The 16,435-nt window shown below is 62.3% G+C and carries 17 protein-coding genes and 2 tRNA genes; all 19 read left to right on the top strand.

Annotated elements, in window-relative coordinates; genetic code table 11:
* Positions 1 to 9 precede the first annotated feature (9 nt).
* The 19 genes from HPY55_04940 (at position 10) to HPY55_04850 (ending at position 16,407) form a co-directional block, all read left to right on the top strand.
* A complete protein-coding gene (locus HPY55_04940; GenBank protein ID NPV69982.1) occupies positions 10 to 648 on the top strand; it encodes a hypothetical protein in 639 nt (212 codons plus the stop codon).
* Positions 649 to 670: 22 nt separating this feature from the next.
* Positions 671 to 1,111, top strand: a complete 441-nt coding sequence (locus HPY55_04935) for a hypothetical protein (protein NPV69981.1) — start codon at positions 671 to 673, stop codon at positions 1,109 to 1,111.
* Positions 1,108 to 2,055: a mechanosensitive ion channel family protein gene (locus HPY55_04930; GenBank protein NPV69980.1), complete on the top strand. Its 948-nt coding sequence runs from the start codon at positions 1,108 to 1,110 to the stop codon at positions 2,053 to 2,055. Before HPY55_04935 ends, HPY55_04930 begins: the two co-directional genes overlap by 4 nt.
* Positions 2,052 to 2,291, top strand: coding sequence for a DUF951 domain-containing protein (locus HPY55_04925; GenBank protein NPV69979.1), 240 nt, complete (start codon positions 2,052 to 2,054; stop codon positions 2,289 to 2,291). Before HPY55_04930 ends, HPY55_04925 begins: the two co-directional genes overlap by 4 nt.
* A gap of 1 nt (position 2,292) precedes the next feature.
* Entirely contained in the window at positions 2,293 to 3,387 is a 1,095-nt protein-coding gene (gene ychF / locus HPY55_04920) for a redox-regulated ATPase YchF (GenBank protein ID NPV69978.1), read from the top strand.
* Between the two features lie 55 nt (positions 3,388 to 3,442).
* A complete protein-coding gene (locus HPY55_04915) occupies positions 3,443 to 4,576 on the top strand; it encodes a hypothetical protein (GenBank protein NPV69977.1) in 1,134 nt (377 codons plus the stop codon).
* 222 nt (positions 4,577 to 4,798) lie between these two features.
* Positions 4,799 to 5,086, top strand: coding sequence for a 30S ribosomal protein S6 (locus tag HPY55_04910; GenBank protein NPV69976.1), 288 nt, complete (start codon positions 4,799 to 4,801; stop codon positions 5,084 to 5,086).
* Between the two features lie 17 nt (positions 5,087 to 5,103).
* Positions 5,104 to 5,499 carry a single-stranded DNA-binding protein gene (gene ssb, locus HPY55_04905; protein ID NPV69975.1) on the top strand — a complete coding sequence of 132 codons (396 nt, stop codon included), beginning with the start codon at positions 5,104 to 5,106 and terminating at the stop codon, positions 5,497 to 5,499.
* Positions 5,500 to 5,568: 69 nt separating this feature from the next.
* Positions 5,569 to 5,799 (top strand): 30S ribosomal protein S18, encoded by a 231-nt coding sequence (locus tag HPY55_04900; GenBank protein NPV69974.1) that lies wholly within the window; start codon positions 5,569 to 5,571, stop codon positions 5,797 to 5,799.
* Between the two features lie 417 nt (positions 5,800 to 6,216).
* Positions 6,217 to 7,182 carry a YybS family protein gene (locus HPY55_04895; GenBank protein ID NPV69973.1) on the top strand — a complete coding sequence of 322 codons (966 nt, stop codon included), beginning with the start codon at positions 6,217 to 6,219 and terminating at the stop codon, positions 7,180 to 7,182.
* Between the two features lie 6 nt (positions 7,183 to 7,188).
* Positions 7,189 to 7,653: a 50S ribosomal protein L9 gene (locus tag HPY55_04890; protein ID NPV69972.1), complete on the top strand. Its 465-nt coding sequence runs from the start codon at positions 7,189 to 7,191 to the stop codon at positions 7,651 to 7,653.
* A 41-nt stretch (positions 7,654 to 7,694) separates the two neighbouring features.
* Positions 7,695 to 9,578 carry an ATP-dependent protease, Lon family gene (lonC, locus tag HPY55_04885; GenBank protein NPV69971.1) on the top strand — a complete coding sequence of 628 codons (1,884 nt, stop codon included), beginning with the start codon at positions 7,695 to 7,697 and terminating at the stop codon, positions 9,576 to 9,578.
* 94 nt (positions 9,579 to 9,672) lie between these two features.
* Positions 9,673 to 10,986, top strand: coding sequence for a replicative DNA helicase (gene dnaB / locus HPY55_04880; protein NPV69970.1), 1,314 nt, complete (start codon positions 9,673 to 9,675; stop codon positions 10,984 to 10,986).
* A 26-nt stretch (positions 10,987 to 11,012) separates the two neighbouring features.
* Complete coding sequence (locus HPY55_04875; protein NPV69969.1) at positions 11,013 to 11,669, top strand: hypothetical protein; 657 nt, start codon at positions 11,013 to 11,015, stop codon at positions 11,667 to 11,669.
* A gap of 220 nt (positions 11,670 to 11,889) precedes the next feature.
* Positions 11,890 to 13,287 carry an NAD(P)/FAD-dependent oxidoreductase gene (locus HPY55_04870; GenBank protein NPV69968.1) on the top strand — a complete coding sequence of 466 codons (1,398 nt, stop codon included), beginning with the start codon at positions 11,890 to 11,892 and terminating at the stop codon, positions 13,285 to 13,287.
* 91 nt (positions 13,288 to 13,378) lie between these two features.
* Positions 13,379 to 14,659 carry an adenylosuccinate synthase gene (locus HPY55_04865; GenBank protein ID NPV69967.1) on the top strand — a complete coding sequence of 427 codons (1,281 nt, stop codon included), beginning with the start codon at positions 13,379 to 13,381 and terminating at the stop codon, positions 14,657 to 14,659.
* An 88-nt stretch (positions 14,660 to 14,747) separates the two neighbouring features.
* Positions 14,748 to 14,822, top strand: a tRNA-Gly gene (locus tag HPY55_04860).
* A gap of 85 nt (positions 14,823 to 14,907) precedes the next feature.
* A tRNA-Thr gene (locus HPY55_04855) sits at positions 14,908 to 14,982 on the top strand.
* Positions 14,983 to 15,123: 141 nt separating this feature from the next.
* Positions 15,124 to 16,407, top strand: coding sequence for a hypothetical protein (locus tag HPY55_04850; GenBank protein ID NPV69966.1), 1,284 nt, complete (start codon positions 15,124 to 15,126; stop codon positions 16,405 to 16,407).
* The last annotated feature ends 28 nt before the right edge of the window (positions 16,408 to 16,435 follow it).

Raw genomic sequence — 16,435 nt, 5'->3', positions numbered from 1 at the left:
GGTACGGGGTTGAACGCAATCGACGCAGTAATCGGCGTATACCTTCTGGCCCAGATAACCGCGGGCTGGCGACGGGGGTTCGCGGCCAGCTTCCTCGGCCTCCTGTCCGTGGTCCTCGCCGTGGGCGGGGCGCTCCTCCTTTGCAGGCCCGCGGCCGCGCTTGTCCATGGCTACACGGGGGCGTTCGACTCGGTTTCCGCATACGTGCAGAGGGTCTTCGGTTCCACGGTGCAGCAGGCCGAATGGCTTTCGACGGTACTGAAGGTTACCGGGCTCGAATCGGCTTTGGGCGGGAGCCTCTCCACGGGCATTCGTACCACTGCGGATATGCTTGCGCGACTCACGGTGACAGCCGCTTGCTTCGTGGCACTGTTGATAATACTCAGGATAGGGCTTGGCGCGCTGAGCACGGTGATTGCGTCGCCGTTCGAACACGGCCCGGTGGCTGCTCTCAACAACCTCCTGGGTGCGGCGCTCGGGGGTGTTCTCGGGCTTATCCACGTCGTGATCGGATGGATCATCGTGATGCCGCTCTTCACGCTTGGTGTCGTCAGGACCAGCGTCATTCAGTCATCTGCGCTTCTCCAGTTCGTGGGCGAGCTTGTGGGCCGCGTGGCCCCGTTCGTCCTGGGAAGAGGAGGGGCATGATCTGGTGCAGGGGGGTGTTCCAATGCGTGGCGCCGAACGCCGTGCGGGGACCGGGGTGCCTGAACTGGCAGTCAGTTCGAAGCCGCGGGATCTTTACCTGGAGCTTCCCAAGATCGAGGGCCTGGACGAGGGGCCCGGAGTAGTGCTGCTCGTCGGGTCGCAGTCCCTGGGCGAACCGGATGGAGAGGCCGGCCGCAGGCTGATGGGGCTGTTTCTCAGCTGTCTTCTCGAAATGCCGTCGGTGGTGAAGGCGGTGGTGCTCGTGAACGACGGCGTTCACCTGGCGTGCGAGGGGTCGAGCATCCTGCACACACTAGACACCCTGAAGGGGCAGGGTACGCAGGTCATCTGCTGTTCCAACACGTGCAATCACCTCGACGTAGAGCCCCTGGTAGGCTACCGTGCCAGCATGCTGCACATTGCCGAAATGCTGCTGGGAGCGGCAAAGGTAATATCGCTATGAGCGTGGTAGAGGTGGTACAGCGATACACCATAGAAATACTGGAGATGTTCAGCGCCGCCAACTTGTTGAGGGCACTCGCGGTGCTTGTCGTAGGGCAGATTGTGGTCCGCCTCGGCTCACGGATCATTGACCGCCTGCCGTTCACGTCCAGGGGGCTGGCCAAGCGCGGTGCCGCCGGGGCGCCGCAGGACGAGAGGCGCGCGTTGACCCTGAGGGGGATCCTCAAGAGCGTACTGCGTTTCACAGTCCACGCACTCGTGATACTGATCATCCTGGAGACCTTCGGTGTGCGGACGTCCTCGCTGCTGGCCGGAGCCGGAGTCGTCGGACTCGCGCTTGGCCTTGGCGCGCAGAACCTCATACGCGACGTCCTCGCGGGGATGTTCATCGTGTACGAGGACCAGTTCAACGTGGGCGACCACGTTACGTGGGCGGGTGTAACCGGGATCGTCGAGGAAATGGGCCTGAGAGTTGCGAAGGTAAGGGACTTTGGTGGGCAGCTCCATTTCATTCCGTATGGCGTTGCCGACAAGGTCACGAACCACACCCGCGGGACGATGCGGGCGCTCGTCGAGGTTCCCGTCTCTTTTGATGAATCACCGCGGCGAGTGCTCGACGCACTGAGCGAGGCGTGCAGGTCCGTGGCGGAGACGAGCAGCCATGTCAGGGAGGCCCCAAGCGTCCTCGGGATAACCTCACTCGAGGGGCAGCGTGTAGTATACACAATCGTGGCGAGGGCTGAGGCGATGGGGCAGTGGGCGCTGGAGCGCGAGATCCGGCTGGCCGTGAGCGAGGTGTTCCAGCGGATGAACATCAATCCACCTGATCCGCTCGGGGAGGCTCTGGCGCGTGGGGCGGCGCCTCCGGTCGAGACAGGCGGACCCGCGCCCGCCGGGGAGCCTGCGCCGCCACACGGCGTCGGGCCTGCCGCTGGAGGCTCGTGATGGACAGGTTCAAGATAGGCGACGTCGTCAGGCTCAAGAAGCAGCATCCGTGCGGTTCGTCGGATTGGGAGATCACCCGCACGGGCATCGACTTTGGGCTGAAGTGCCTTGGATGCGGGCGGCGCGTGATGATACCACGTCCCAAGTTCGAGAGGAGCGTCCGCGAGATCAAGCGCGCGGGCGAAACCGGCGGCAACGCCCCGTCGTGGGGCAACCGTGGCGGAGGGGGCAAGTGAAATGGCGCTGTCGTGCGGCCTCGTAGGGCTACCCAACGCCGGCAAGTCCTCACTGTTCAATGCCATAACGTCCGGCGCCGCTTCCGTGGCGCCGTATCCTTTTACTACGGTGGATCCGAACGTCGGGACTGTCCCAGTTCCCGACTCCCGGCTCGACCGGCTCGCGGCGATAGTCAAGCCAAGGACGGTGGTGCCGGCGGCCCTCGAGGTTGTCGACGTCGCCGGGCTCGTAAAAGGAGCGAGCAAGGGCGAGGGGCTGGGGAACAGGTTTCTCGGGCATATCCGCGAGGTGGACGCCGTAGTTCACGTCGTGAGGTGTCACACGGACGGCAACGTCCCACACTCGGAAGCCACTATAAGTCCTGCGCGAGATGCGGCCATTGTCAACCTCGAGCTCGTGCTTGCCGATCTGGAGACGATTGAACGCAGGCGCGAGAGGATCGGCAAGGCGGCGCGATACGGCGAGAAGAAGGAAGCAGCCGAGGACGCTCTCCTCGCGAGGGTAGAAGAGGCGCTCAAGAGGGGGATCCCGGCGCGGATCGCGGGGCTGAGTGAGGACGACATTCCAGTAGTCGCGGCGCTGTTCCTGATCACGCTGAAGCCCGTGATATATGTGGGGAACGTCCCCGAGGGCACAACGGAGTCGGACCCCGACCCACGGTACCGGGAACTGGTCGAGGTCGCGCGGCGAGAGGGCGCCGCGGTGATGCCCGTGTCCGCGAAGATCGAAGCCGAGATCGCCGAGCTCGACACCGCGGACAGGCAGGCGTTCCTGCAGGACCTGGGTATGGAGGTGCCCGGCAGCCTGCGGGTAATCAAGAAGGCATACGAGGCGCTGGATCTCATCACGTTCTACACGTTCAACGAGAAAGAGGCGCGTGCGTGGGCAATCAGGAGGGGGACGCGCGCGCCGCGCGCGGCGGGCAAGATACACACCGACATGGAGAAAGGGTTCGTCAAGGCCGAAGTGCTGCCGCTGGCCGGCCTCGAGAGGTCCGGGTCGTTTGCCGCGGCCCGCGACCGTGGCCTGCTGCGCATTGAGGGCAGGGATTACGAGGTGCAGGACGGCGACGTGATCTTTTTCCGCTTCGCGTGAGGCGCATGCGGGCTAACCCCAGAGGCGCCCGACACCAGAACTAGGAGGTAGATAAGTGGTGAAGGGACCGTGGATAGACCTGCTCGCGGCGGACCCCATCCCGTGGCTCCTGGAGTCGGGGGAGCCGTCCGCGAGGTGGGTTACTCTAACTGCTCTCTGTGATTACCCCGGTAGCCACCCCGAGGTCCAATCCGCGAGGAGGCAACTGCTCGCCGACCCGCAGACGGACCGGTTGCTGGCGCAACTGCCGGAGTGGGGCAAAGACGACCTTGTGTCCAGCCACGCTATGCCCGGTTTTCTCCCGAATATGTTGAACCTCCTTGCGGACATGGGTGTTGGTCCCCGTGATGACGACCGTATCGAGCGTAGACTGGACGCGATGCTGGAACACCAGGAAGCGGATGGCCACTTCCAGTCTTACGGGCGAGCGGCACACGGCTCCAAAGGCTCGAAATACCCTGTTTGGGGAGCGCTTCTTTGCGATTCCCACGCTATCATTGAGATGCTTGTACGGTTTGGTCGCGGGAGTGACCCGCGTATCCAGGTGGGAATTCAAAGGATGGCGGCGGACATGGGCGTCACATCTCAGGGCTTGGGTTGGAGGTGTGTTCCACATTCAGTTACCGGATTCCGCGGCCCCGGCCGGAAGGCGGACGGCTGCCCGCAAGTAACCCTGCAGGCCGTACGCACGTTCTCGAGACTGCCTGTGGAGCAACGCCCCGCGGGGCTGCTCGATGCTGTCCGCACGATCGCGCGGGCCTGGAGGCGCCGGGGGGATGAGCAGCCGTACATGTTCGGGCACGGTTACTCGTTCAAGACCGTCAAGTGGCCCCCGTTCTGGTACAGTGTCTACTGGGTACTCGACACAATCGGGCGTTACCCCGAGATATGGCAAGCGCCGGGAGCTGATCCGGACGACCGCCGCGCCGTGGCCGAGATGGCAGCGTGCCTAGTTGCGTACAACTTCGGGCCGGACGGCAGAGTCACGCCCCGTTCGTGCTATAAGGGATTCGAGGACTACTCGTTCGGACAGAAGAAGCAACCGTCACCGTTTGCTACTGCGATACTGGCGTCGGTACTGCGGAGGTTCAACGACCTTACCGGCGACATCGAGGCAGTGGACGTGCTTGCGCTGGGGAGCTCCAGAGGAGGTTCCGGCACGCCCAGGGCTCCGGCCGGCATCCGGTAGACACGGAAGCGTAACGAATGCATGGCGTTCCGGCTCGGCCGTTCCGCACGCTTGCCCGCGCCCATAGCCGATGATATAATTGACCCCGTCGAAGGCCGTCCATTTTGACAACGGGCATTTCGGGCAGTCCCGGCGCCGCACGAGCGTGGGACTGCGCCCCACGTCTCCCCTGCTCCACAGCTCGCTGTGGGGCCGCACAGTCCACAGGAGGAGGTGAGAAGCGTGCGCGACTATGAAGTAATGTACATTCTCCATCCGGAGCTTGATGACGAGAAGACGACCGCCGCTATCGAGAAGTACAGCGTCCTGCTCCAGAGTAAGGGCGGTACGGTTACGAACACCGAGAAGTGGGGAAAGCGCCGGTTGTCCTACGAGATCAAGGGCCAGCGTGAAGGCACATACGTGCTGGTCAATTTCTCGGGGGAACCGGCTGTTTCGTCTGAGCTCGATCGCGTGATGAAGATTTCCGACGACGTGATCAGGCACTTGATTATTCGCAAGGGAGACTAAGAAAGGATGGGAAGTGAGTGCTAAACAGGATTGTTCTGGTCGGACGGCTTACCAGGGATCCTGAACTCAGGTATACGCCCAACGGCAAGGCGGTCGCGGGGTTCAGCCTGGCGGTGAACCGGCGGTTCGCCAACCAGCAGGGTGAAAGGGAAACCGATTTTATCGACATCGTCGTTTGGGGAAAGCAGGCCGAGAACGTGGCCAATCACCTCCAGAAGGGCAGGCTCGTCGGGGTCGACGGGCGCCTGCAGATCCGTTCTTACGAGACACAGGACGGGCAGAAGAGGAAGGTCGCGGAGGTCGTGGCGGACGTGGTGTCGTTCCTCGACCGGCCGAAAGGCCAGGCGAGCGGCGAAGACCTGGGCGACCTCGGCCTCGAGGTGAAAGGCGACGAAGAAGAAGTCCCGTTCTAGGTCCCGGCGGCGGGCCAGGTGGCTGGCCCGCGCTTCAAGGACCGTACGTGACCCCAGGGAGGAACTGAAGTGAGAAGGGACAAGGGGCGAAAGCCGAAAAGAAAAGTATGCGGCTTTTGTGTGGATAAAGTCGCCGAGGTCGACTACAAGGACGTGGCGCGCCTCCGCAAGTTCATCAGCGAGAGAGGGAAGATCCTGCCCAGGCGTATCTCGGGCAACTGCGCGCACCACCAGAGGCAGCTGACCGTGGCCATCAAGCGGGCGAGGAACATCGCCCTCCTGCCGTTTACGATGGAATAGCAAGCCCCCCGATCGGGAGACGCCCACCCACGGCAGGGATCGGCGGTAAGGCGAGGGAGACACTCGCGGGCACGACTAAGGTGCCCGCGTTTCTTTTTCCGGGGGTCGGCAGAGAAACGGCGGCTCTTGCGTCGCGGGCGGCGATTGACACCGCTTTTCAGTGATGGTTGAAGGTAGGATGATCGACGCCGGCTCCGCCGGTGAGGCATCCGGCATGATCAAGGCTTCAACTCCAACGCTGGGTACAGGGATTAGATTCCATGGTGGAGAATACGGTCACTACGTGCGCACACACCGGCGCGGTAGTTGCGACTATGCAGCGGAAATGTTAGAGTAGACCCCAGGCAGCAGCCGCCACGACGCGGCATCAAGCAGTCGCATCGCCGCAGAAGGGGCAAATCGAGTGAGGTGCAAATGATGGCCCGTTCCAGTAGCCCAAAGCCGCTCGTCGAGGGCGCGCTATTGGCCGCGATCACCATAATACTTGCACTCATGGGTTCCTACGTTCCCGTACTCGGGACTGTAGCTGCGTTGCTCTGGCCGGTGCCCGTGGCTCTTGTGTACCTGAGGCACGGGTTTCGCATCAGCCTCCTGACAGTCATCGTTTCGGGCCTGACGCTGGGGATGTTCGTGGGGCCCCTTGAAGCCGTCGTCCGCGTCAGCACGTTCGGCCTGGCCGGACTGGCTCTGGGTTTCTGCTTCAGGCGGAAGCTGTCCCCGAGCGTGACAGTTGCCGCAGGGGCCGTCGCGGGCCTGGTATCCACCGTAATCGGCCTGGTGGTCTCCATCCTGTTCTTCAAGATAGGTCCGAAGGAGATGCTCGCCGAGATTCTCCAGGCGCTCGACCAGTCCACGGAGATCTATCGCAGATTTGGGCTGCTTAGCGAAACGCAGATTGCAGAGGTCAAGCAACAGACGGACGTAGCGCGCCAGATGATGGGATACCTCCTGCCGTCGTTATTCGGTGTGTCGGCCATCAGCGGTTCGCTGGTGAACTTCCAGGTAGCACGCATGGTTCTCAACCGCCTGGGTTACGGCATCGAGCAACTACCCAAGTTCGAGACCTGGAGGATGCCGGCCCTGGCGGCGATTGGTGTATTCGCAGGTGGCCTTACTGGCCTCTTGAAGGACAATCAGTCGTGGAGCCTGGTTTACTCAGCCGGGGTCAACATCCAGTTCTTCATGAGCGTCTTGTTCCTGGTCCACGGGTCGGCCGTCGGGTACTGGTTCATGGCAAACCGGTGGAACGTGTCAAAACCGCTTCGCATAGTCATGCTGGCTATGGCGTTCTTCAACCCGTTGTTCCAGCAGGTTCTGCTCTGGGTTGGAGTATTCGATTCATTCTTCGATTACAGGAAGCTGGGATTCAGGTTCAGGAGGTGACGCCCCGTGAGGGTTATCTTGCTCCAGGACGTCAGCGGGACGGGGAAAAAGGGCGCGGTGGTGGACGTCGCCGAGGGCTACGCCCGCAATTACCTGCTCCCCCGGAGGTTCGCTAAAGAGGCGTCGGTGGGGAGTCTCAAGGCTCTCGAGACCGCGCGTGAGGCCGCGAGCGCAAGGGAGCAGCGACTCGTCGAGGAAGCGAGGAAAACGGCCGAGAAGATCAAAAACGTGATGGTTACCGTCCCCGCGAGGGCGGGGGAAGGCGGCCGCCTGTTCGGATCGATTACCTCACAGGACATCGCGGACGCGCTGTGGAAGCAGCACAGGGTCAAGATCGAGAAGAGAAGGATCGAGCCCGAGGAGAACATCAAGACGCTGGGCCTTCACTTCGCCCAGGTCAGACTGTATCACGAGATTTCCACGGAAATACGGGTGCACGTCGTGGAGGAGAAGAAGGGAGAAAGCGTTTGAAGCGGGTTTCGCACGCAAACAGACAGGTTGGCAGGGAAGCGCTGGGGCTCAGGCTCGAAGACGAGTCGTTGCTGAAGCGCCAGGTAAAGGTCCTGTTCAGCCTGCTTGCCAACATCTACGGAGCCGATAAGCTCGTCGTCAAGGCAGGTAAGCTGGGGGCCCTGGCGGGCATGCGCTCGCCCGTCCTCGAAGAGCAGGTGGTTGCCCTGCAGAAGCTCGTCTTCGAGGACCCGACGATCGAGGCGCCGCCGGCGCGCAAGGACATCCCCTGCATTATCGAGAGGGTCCAGGACCATCTCGCCGACGTGATCGCGCGCAAGTGGGTCGAGGAGAAGATCGAGCGGAAGATCGCCGACAGGATGCAGGAGCGGCATGAGGAGTACGTCCGCGAGATAAAGAATCAGGTCCTCAAGGAGGACTCCGACGCTGAGAACGCGCAGACACTGAAGAAATACGCTATGCTCGAGAAGATGGAGACGAAGCGTCTGGCGCGCTCGGCGCTCGAGTTCCTGCGGCCGAGGTCGCTGGAGGATATAGTCGGGCAGGACGGCGCCGTAAGGGCGCTCCTTGCCAAGATCGCGTCACCATATCCCCAGCACGTGCTGCTTTACGGGCCGCCTGGAGTCGGCAAGACCACCGTGGCGAGGCTAGTGCTGGAGGAGGCCAAGAAGCTTTCTACGAGCGTGTTCGCCAAGGACGCGCCGTTCGTCGAGGTCGACGGTGCCACGCTGCGTTGGGATCCGAGGGAGGCCACCAATCCCCTGATCGGGTCCGTACACGACCCGATTTACCAGGGTGCGAGGCGCGACCTCGCGGAGTTCGGCGTGCCGGAGCCGAAACTCGGCCTGGTCAGCGACGCGCACGGCGGGGTGCTGTTCATAGACGAGATCGGCGAGCTCGACCCGATCCTGCAGAACAAGCTACTGAAGGTGCTCGAGGACAAGCGGGTCGTGTTCGACTCGTCGTACTACGACCCCGATCAGCCGGGCGTCCCGAAGTACATCAGGAAGCTGTTCAAGGACGGCGCGCCCGCGGACTTCCTGCTCATCGGGGCCACTACCGCCGAGCCTGAAGACATCAGCCCCGCGTTCAGGTCGAGGTGCGCCGAGGTGTTCTTCGAGCCGCTCACGCCCGAGCACATCAAGGATATCGTGCGAAGCGCCGCAAAGCGCCTGAGGGCGCGCGTCAGCGAAAAGGCGGTCGAGGTCATAAGCGAGTACACGATCGAGGGCCGGAAGGCGGTTGGCATCCTGGCCGACGCTTACGCGCTCGCGGTATACGACCTCAAGTTCCCCCGGGACAGCCGCAAGTTCGTGCCGTTGTCCGAGGAACACATATACCAGGTCATACAGGCGAGCAGGCTGGTGCCGAACGTCCCGCACAAGGCCGGTGGAAACCCCGAGGTCGGGAAGTCTTTCGGCCTGGGCGTGTGGAACTACCTCGGCTCGATCCTGGAGATCGAGGCCGTGACGTTCCCCGCACGCGAGCAGGGTCACGGTAGCCTGCGATTCAACGAATCCGCAGGGAGCATGGCCAAAGATTCGGTTTTCAACGCCGCCAGCGTCATCCGGAGGCTCACCGGCGAGGACATGTCGAACCACGACGTCCACGTCAACGTGATCGGCGGCGGTCGTGTGGACGGACCGTCCGCGGGTCTCGCGGTGACGCTCGCGATCTGGAGCGCGCTGATGAAGAAACCCTTGCGGCAGGACGTCGCCATGACGGGCGAGGTGTCTATCCAGGGCAGGGTCAAGCCGGTGGGCGGGGTGTTCGAGAAGATATACGGCGCCAAGCAGGCAGGCGTCAAACTCGTCGTCCTGCCGAAGGAGAACGAGAAGGACATCCCTCGGAATATACAGGGTATCGAGGTCAGGCTTGTAGACACCGTCGAAGAGGCCATACCGCTGGTTGCAGCGGGGGCGTGACGCGCGGATCCTTGAGTGGCTGAGCTGCCGCGTAACGGAGGGGACACGGGTGAGCACACAGATGGGCGCGCAAGCCGGCGGCCCCGGGGGCGTTATCGAGAGAATACCGCCACAGAGTCTCGAGGCGGAGCAGTCGGTCCTTGGCTCCATGCTTATAGAGAAACAGGCAATCCTCCGGGCGATGGAGACCCTTCGCGCGGAGGATTTCTATTATGAATCGCACCAGGTAATCTACCGGGTGCTGACCAAGCTGTTCGACCGGAACCAGGCGATAGACCTGATCACCGTAACCGAGGCGCTGCGGCAGGAGGGGACCCTGGACAAGGTGGGCGGCGTTGCCGCCCTTACCTCGCTGGCTAACATCGTGCCGACCGCGGCGAACATCGAGTATTACGCCCGGATAGTGGAAGAAAAGGCGATCCTGCGCGATCTGATCCGCGCGGCCACCGACGTGGTGGCGAAGTCCTACGCCGCCAAGGAGGACGTCGAGGTGCTGCTCGACGAGGCGGAGCAACGCATATTCAGCGTTTCGCAGCGTCGTAGCGTGCAGGGGTACGTCCCGCTCAAGGACGTGCTGGTGGAGACGCTCGAGCGAATCGAGTTCCTTTACGCTAACAAGGGCGGCGCGCTCGGGGTACCGACGGGATTCAAGGACCTCGACAACCTGACGTCCGGCTTCCAGCCATCGGACCTCGTTATCCTCGCGGCTCGCCCGTCGGTCGGGAAAACCACCCTCGCCCTGAACATACTCAGGAACGCCGCTATAAAGGACAAGACTCCCTGTGCGATATTCTCACTCGAAATGGCGCGGGAACAGCTCGCTCAGCGGCTCCTTTGCGCCGAAGCCGGCATCGACGGCAAGAACCTCCGGACGGGGTTCCTCAACGACACCGACTGGACGCGGCTGTCCGGCGCGCTCGGCCGGCTGGGCGAGGCGCCGATATTCATCGACGATACGCCGAACATCTCGATCATGGAGCTCAGGACGAAGGCCAGGCGGATAAAGTCCGAGCACGGCCTGGGTCTGCTGGTGATCGACTACCTCCAGCTCATGCAGGCCCGGTACCGCGTGGAGAACAGGCAGCAGGAGATCTCGGAGATATCGAGGTCGCTGAAGGCGCTCGCCCGCGAACTCAAGGTCCCCGTGGTCGCGCTTTCCCAGCTGAGCCGCGCGGTCGAGCAGCGTCAGGATCGCAGGCCGATGCTATCGGACCTCCGCGAGTCGGGCGCTATCGAGCAGGACGCCGACGTCGTCATGTTCCTGTACTCGAACCCCGACATGGAGTCGTCGAACGTCATCGAGCTCATCCTCGCCAAGCAAAGGAACGGCCCCACGGGCTCGTTGAAGCTGTACTTCCTGAAGGACCTCGGCAAGTTCCAGGCTGTGGAGGAGCGGTATTCGGCGTAGCAGGTGTGCTGTGGGGGGCGTGGCTGATGGATTTGTGGCAGGTCCTTGAACAAAGGAGAACCATCCGGTCGTTCCAGGACCGGCCCGTAGAACCCCACCTCATCGAGAAGGCCATCCGCGCGGCGTTGATGGCCCCGGCCTACAATCACCTGTGGGAGTGGGGGTTCATCCTGCTCAGAGACAGGGAGTTCCGCAGGCGGGTTGTGGACGAGGGTCTCGGCGTCCGCGACGTGAAGGACGCCGCCCTCCTCAAGCGGTGGTTTGCGGGGCTTCCGCCGGAGGCCAGGAAGATATATCTCAGGGCCCTCCCCGTACAGCGTGAGATGCTCTTGTCTGCGTCCGAACTCATCATCCCCGTGTACCGGACGAAGAAGCACGAACGCGTGCCCAAAGACCCTTCCGACCTGAACGCGCATGCCGCGATATGGATGGCCATCGCCTACCTCTTGCTATCACTGGCAGAGGACGGCCTGTATTCCTGCACAATGCCACCGGACGACACCACGAAGGCGAAGGCCATGCTCAACCTGCCCGCAGACTGGGAGATAGCCGCTCTACTGCCGGTCGGATACCCGAAGGTGCTACCGCCTAAGGTGGGAAGGCCCACCGATCCAGGCAAGTTCATCCACGTGAATGGGTTCCAGGGCTTCACCCTGCCCACCACGGAGGAGCAGATGGAGTAATCCCCAGCCACGCCCGCCGCAGTGGCTTTTGACTTCCAGCCGGTCGTCTGCTATTATGATACGGGTCCAAGGTTTGAACTAGCGGACATAAACCGATTTGGCTTCGTTGGACATACGGTGAGCCCAGATAGGAAGCAGGCATACTTCTATTTGGGTCTATTATTTTGCGCGACTGCGCGTGGTGGTCGCGCCTGACGTTGGACGGGGGGTTTGAGTCGGGTTGGCAACGAGTAAGGGCGCCACCTACGATGTCATCATAGTGGGCGCCGGTCCCGCCGGCATATTCACCGCCCTGGAGCTCGCGCGCAAGGCGCCGCAGCTCAAGGTCCTCATGCTCGAGGCCGGCGCGGATATATCCGCGAGGATCTGCCCGCGACACATCAGATCGGCCAAGTGTGTCGACTGCTCCCCCTGCTCCGTGCTGAGCGGGTGGGGAGGCGCCGGGGCGTTCTCGGACGGGAAGCTGACGCTGACGTCCGAGTTCGGTGGTTTCCTCGGCGAATACATGAGCAAGTCCGACGTTGAGGGTCTCGTCGACTACGTCGACAGGGCATACCTTGAATTCGGCGCCAACGAGGTAGTCTACGGAACCGACCGCGAATCCGTCGCCAACCTGACGAGGATATGCTCCAGCGTCGGCCTGCAGCTTCTTCACGGCAGGATCAGGCATCTCGGCACAGAGAATTGCCCGGAAATACTGAGGAAGATGCACGAGTACCTTTCCGGGCGCGTGGAGATACGGACGAAGACCCCGGTAAAACGGATTCTCGCCGGCCGCGGCGCAGTGCGCGGCGTGGTTACGGAGTCGGGTGAAGAGATCCTCGCGAGGTATGTTGTCTGCGCCCCCGGCAGGCGAGGCTCGGAGTGGTTCTCGACGGAGGCCAAGCGGCTCCGCCTTACCCTGGCTACCAACCCCGTGGACATCGGCGTCAGAGTCGAGGTCCCCGCGGTGGTGCTCGAGTCGATTACGGAGAAGGTCTACGAACCGAAGATCATCTACTACTCGCGCTCGTTCGACGACCTCATCAGGACGTTCTGCGTGTGCCCGCACGGCGAGGTCGTCCTCGAGAATAGCGGCGGGCTCGTGACCGTGAACGGCCACAGCCGGCGCGACTATCAGACGAGCAATACGAACTTAGCGCTGCTGGTTTCGAAAAGCTTCACGGAGCCGTTCAAGGAGCCGATCGCGTACGGGAAGTACATCGCGAGCCTGGCAAACATGCTGGGGGGTGGCGTGCTGGTGCAACGCCTGGGCGACCTGCAGGCGGGGCGCCGCACTACCGACAAGCGCTTAGCCAAGGGTATGGTCCAGCCGACTCTCAAGGACGCAACGCCGGGCGACCTCAGCCTGGTGCTTCCCTACCGTCACCTGATTGATATACTTGAGATGTTGGAAGCGCTGGATAGGGTTGCCCCCGGGCTGAATTCGAGCCACACGCTGCTTTACGGCGTCGAGGTGAAGTTCTACTCGTCGAGGCTGGAGGTCGGGCCCGGGCTTGAATCACAGGTAAGGAACCTGTTCGCCGCGGGTGATGGCGCGGGTATAACCCGCGGTCTGGCGCAGGCGTCGGCCTCGGGGGTGCACGCAGCGCGGGCCATCATCGCGCGCGAGCAGTAGAGGACGGGACGGAGGTTGCGTTGTCGGTAGCACGGTGGCTCACGGTAATAGTCCAATCAAAACTCTACAGGGCAGAACGGAGGGACGCCAGGTGGCGGCTACGGTAGTAGTAGGAATGCAGTGGGGCGACGAGGGTAAGGGTAAAATTACCGATGTTCTTGCCGAGCAAGCCGAAGTCGTCGTCCGCTACCAGGGGGGCAACAACGCTGGCCATACCGTCGTGGTCGATGGCGAGGAGCACAGGCTCCACCTGGTTCCGTCAGGGATCCTGTACCCCGGGAAGACCTGCATCATAGGCAACGGCGTGGTGATCGACCCCTCGGTGCTGGTGCAGGAGCTCGACAGGCTGGTCACGCGCGGCCGCGACGTGTCGGGATTGCGCATCAGCGCGTCCGCACACGTGCTCATGCCGTACCACCGCCGCCTCGATGAGCTCCAGGAGGATACCCTCGGGGCGAACAGGATAGGCACGACCAGGCGGGGCGTTGGTCCCGCGTATGTGGATAAGTACTCCAGGATAGGCATTCGCATCGGCGATCTCATGGACAATGATGGGTTCAAGCAGCGGCTTCAGGCTGTGCTGCCTGAGAAGAACAAGGTGCTCGACCGCCTTTACGGCGACCCGGGCTTCGCTTTCGACGAAGTATACGAGGCGTACGCCGGTTACGCACGACGGCTGCGACCGTTCGTGGCGGACACCGTGTCCATCGTCAACGAGGCCATCGACGCCGGCAAAAGGGTGCTGCTCGAGGGCGCGCAGGGTACGTTCCTCGACATCGACCACGGCACCTACCCGTACGTCACGGCCTCCAACCCAATCGCGGGCGGCGCATGCGTTGGAGCGGGCGTTGGGCCGACGAGGATAAGCAAGGTCATCGGCGTGGTCAAGGCGTACACCAGCAGAGTCGGCAGCGGCCCGTTCCCTACCGAGTTGCTCGACGAGACGGGCGCCTGGCTCCGGGAGAAGGGCGCCGAATACGGGACGACCACCGGCCGGCCGCGGCGCATCGGCTGGGTCGACGCGGTCATGCTGCGCTATGCCGCCACGATAAACGGCGTCACCAGCCTCGCCATGACAAAGATCGATACCCTGTCGGGACTCCCGAAGGTCAAGATATGCACCGCGTACCGCGTGGGGTCGAAGGTTACCACCGGCTACCCGAACAGCATTGCGGAACTGGCGAAGTGCGAGCCGGTTTACGAGGAGATGGACGGGTGGGAGGACTGCTCGTCGGCCACATCGTTCGAGCAGTTGCCCGCGGGCGTTCGCCGCTACATCGCGCGGCTCGAGGATCTGGTAGGAGCAAAGATGTCCATCATCTCGGCCGGCCGCGACAGGGCGCAAACCATCTGCGTGGAGGAATGCTTCTAGGGAATCCGCGCGTCTGGGCAGCGACGTTTGGCGCCGTTCCTTGATCTTTTGCTCGCGTAACGATATAATACAGGATGCGAGAGCCCGAGCGAGAGTAGTTTAGTGGTAGAACATCGGCTTCCCAAGCCGAGGGCCGCGGGTTCGAATCCCGTCTCTCGCTCCATTTTTTTGCATATGGGGACTTGAGGGTACAGAGGTAACCGCCCGATTGAGAGTTGGATGCCTCCCATCCAAACGTCCCAGCACCAGCCGGCGTAGCTCAGTGGCAGAGCAGCGGTTTCGTAAACCGCAGGTCGTGGGTTCGAATCCCACCGCCGGCTCCATTCTTTGGCCAGCGTAGTGCACGTTGCTTAAGCGGATATGTGGACGCGCTCAGTAATTCCCAAAGGGGTCGTGGGCCAGAGCGGAGAAATCCTGCGCTGTTGTCTGGTCGGCGATCATGATACGCGTTGGGGGCAGAAGCAATGAACGTTTGGGACGTCCTTTCACTGGATGTCCTGCGGGGCGCCAGATTGGTAGCCGGCAAAGAACACTGCGACAGAAGGGTTACCTGGGTTAACTTGATGGAGATCCTTGACTCCCTCGAGCAGCTCCAGGAGGGAGAATTCCTGATCTCGACAGGTTATGGGCTTTTCGAGGGCTCCCATTTGCTCGAGGGGCTGGTGGGCAATCTCTGCTCGCGAAACCTGGCGGCGCTGGCCATTCAGCCCGGGTATTACATCAACAGTATTCCGGCCCGCCTCATCGATGACGCGGACCGGCACGGCCTGCCGGTTATCGAGATACCTCCCAAGATCACCTTCGGGAAGATCACGAGGGCACTACTCGACGAGCTGACCAACAGGCACATCCGCCTGCTGGAGAACTCGAGACAGCTGGGTAATCTGGTCGCACCCATCCGCACTCCTCGGGAAGTCGAAGACGGCTCCGAAGACGAAGGGTCATTCATCGGGGAATTCTTCGACGAGATACTCGACAGCAGCTCTGTCTCGAGATACGGAGCCCTGATTCGAGCGGGTGCTCTGGGAATAACGCTCTCGAGGACGTATAAGGTCGCCGTCGTTAGTCTGGGTGATGGGGAGGATACCGCCGTCCCGGAGGCTCGAAGGAGCACGGCCATGGTCCGAAGCATCCTGGCGCGGCGCTGTACCATGGCCAAAGTGATCGGGAACCTGGTCGTTGTTGTCTATTCAACCGACGAAGCCGGAGGGAAGGGGTCAAGACCGGCGGCCATGGACTGGACCGCCGTGCGGAGGGAGATTGCAGCTGCGGGTGACACGCCGGTCTCCGTCGGAGTCGGTTTGCCCGTCAGGAGCTGGCCTGAATTCCAGAAGGGCTTTCGGCAGGCGATCAAGGCCCTGGAGGTTGGCCGCTGTCTCTGGAGAAGTGGATTCGTGTCCGAGTACTCCGAGATCGAACCCCTATCAATATTGGTCAGTGTCAAGGACAAGTCGAGCCTGGAGGAATTCTACAACAGGACTGTAGGCCCACTTGCGGAGTACGACAAGGAGAACTCAACGGATTTGTGCCGCACCCTGGACACTTTCCTGAGAGTGAGTAGCCGTAAGGACGCGGCAAAGGCGCTGTTCGTTCACCGTCACACGCTGGATTATCGCCTCACGAAAATAGAGGAGATAACCGGCCACCGCATCAGCGACGCGAATGACCGGTTTAGACTGTATCTCGGATTCCTCATCCACGCGCTCCTGCGCCCCGAACCCTCCTCAGATCGCTCCCAGGAGCGATAGCCTGCGGACGTGGACGTCGCGGATACCA

The sequence above is a fragment of the Bacillota bacterium genome (assembly GCA_013178305.1).
Taxonomy (GTDB): domain Bacteria; phylum Bacillota; class Sulfobacillia; order JABLXB01; family JABLXB01; genus JABLXB01.
This window is presented reverse-complemented; position numbering and strand designations above follow the sequence as displayed.

Excerpts from the sequence above, each read along its gene's own strand:
- HPY55_04935 (NPV69981.1), top strand. The coding sequence starts at position 671 with ATGCGTGGCGCCGAACGCCGTGCGGGGACCGGGGTGCCTGAACTGGCA.
- HPY55_04875 (NPV69969.1), top strand. The coding sequence starts at position 11,013 with ATGGATTTGTGGCAGGTCCTTGAACAAAGGAGAACCATCCGGTCGTTC.
- HPY55_04850 (NPV69966.1), top strand. The coding sequence starts at position 15,124 with ATGAACGTTTGGGACGTCCTTTCACTGGATGTCCTGCGGGGCGCCAGA.
- HPY55_04895 (NPV69973.1), top strand. The coding sequence starts at position 6,217 with ATGGCCCGTTCCAGTAGCCCAAAGCCGCTCGTCGAGGGCGCGCTATTG.
- HPY55_04930 (NPV69980.1), top strand. The coding sequence starts at position 1,108 with ATGAGCGTGGTAGAGGTGGTACAGCGATACACCATAGAAATACTGGAG.
- ychF (NPV69978.1), top strand. The coding sequence starts at position 2,293 with ATGGCGCTGTCGTGCGGCCTCGTAGGGCTACCCAACGCCGGCAAGTCC.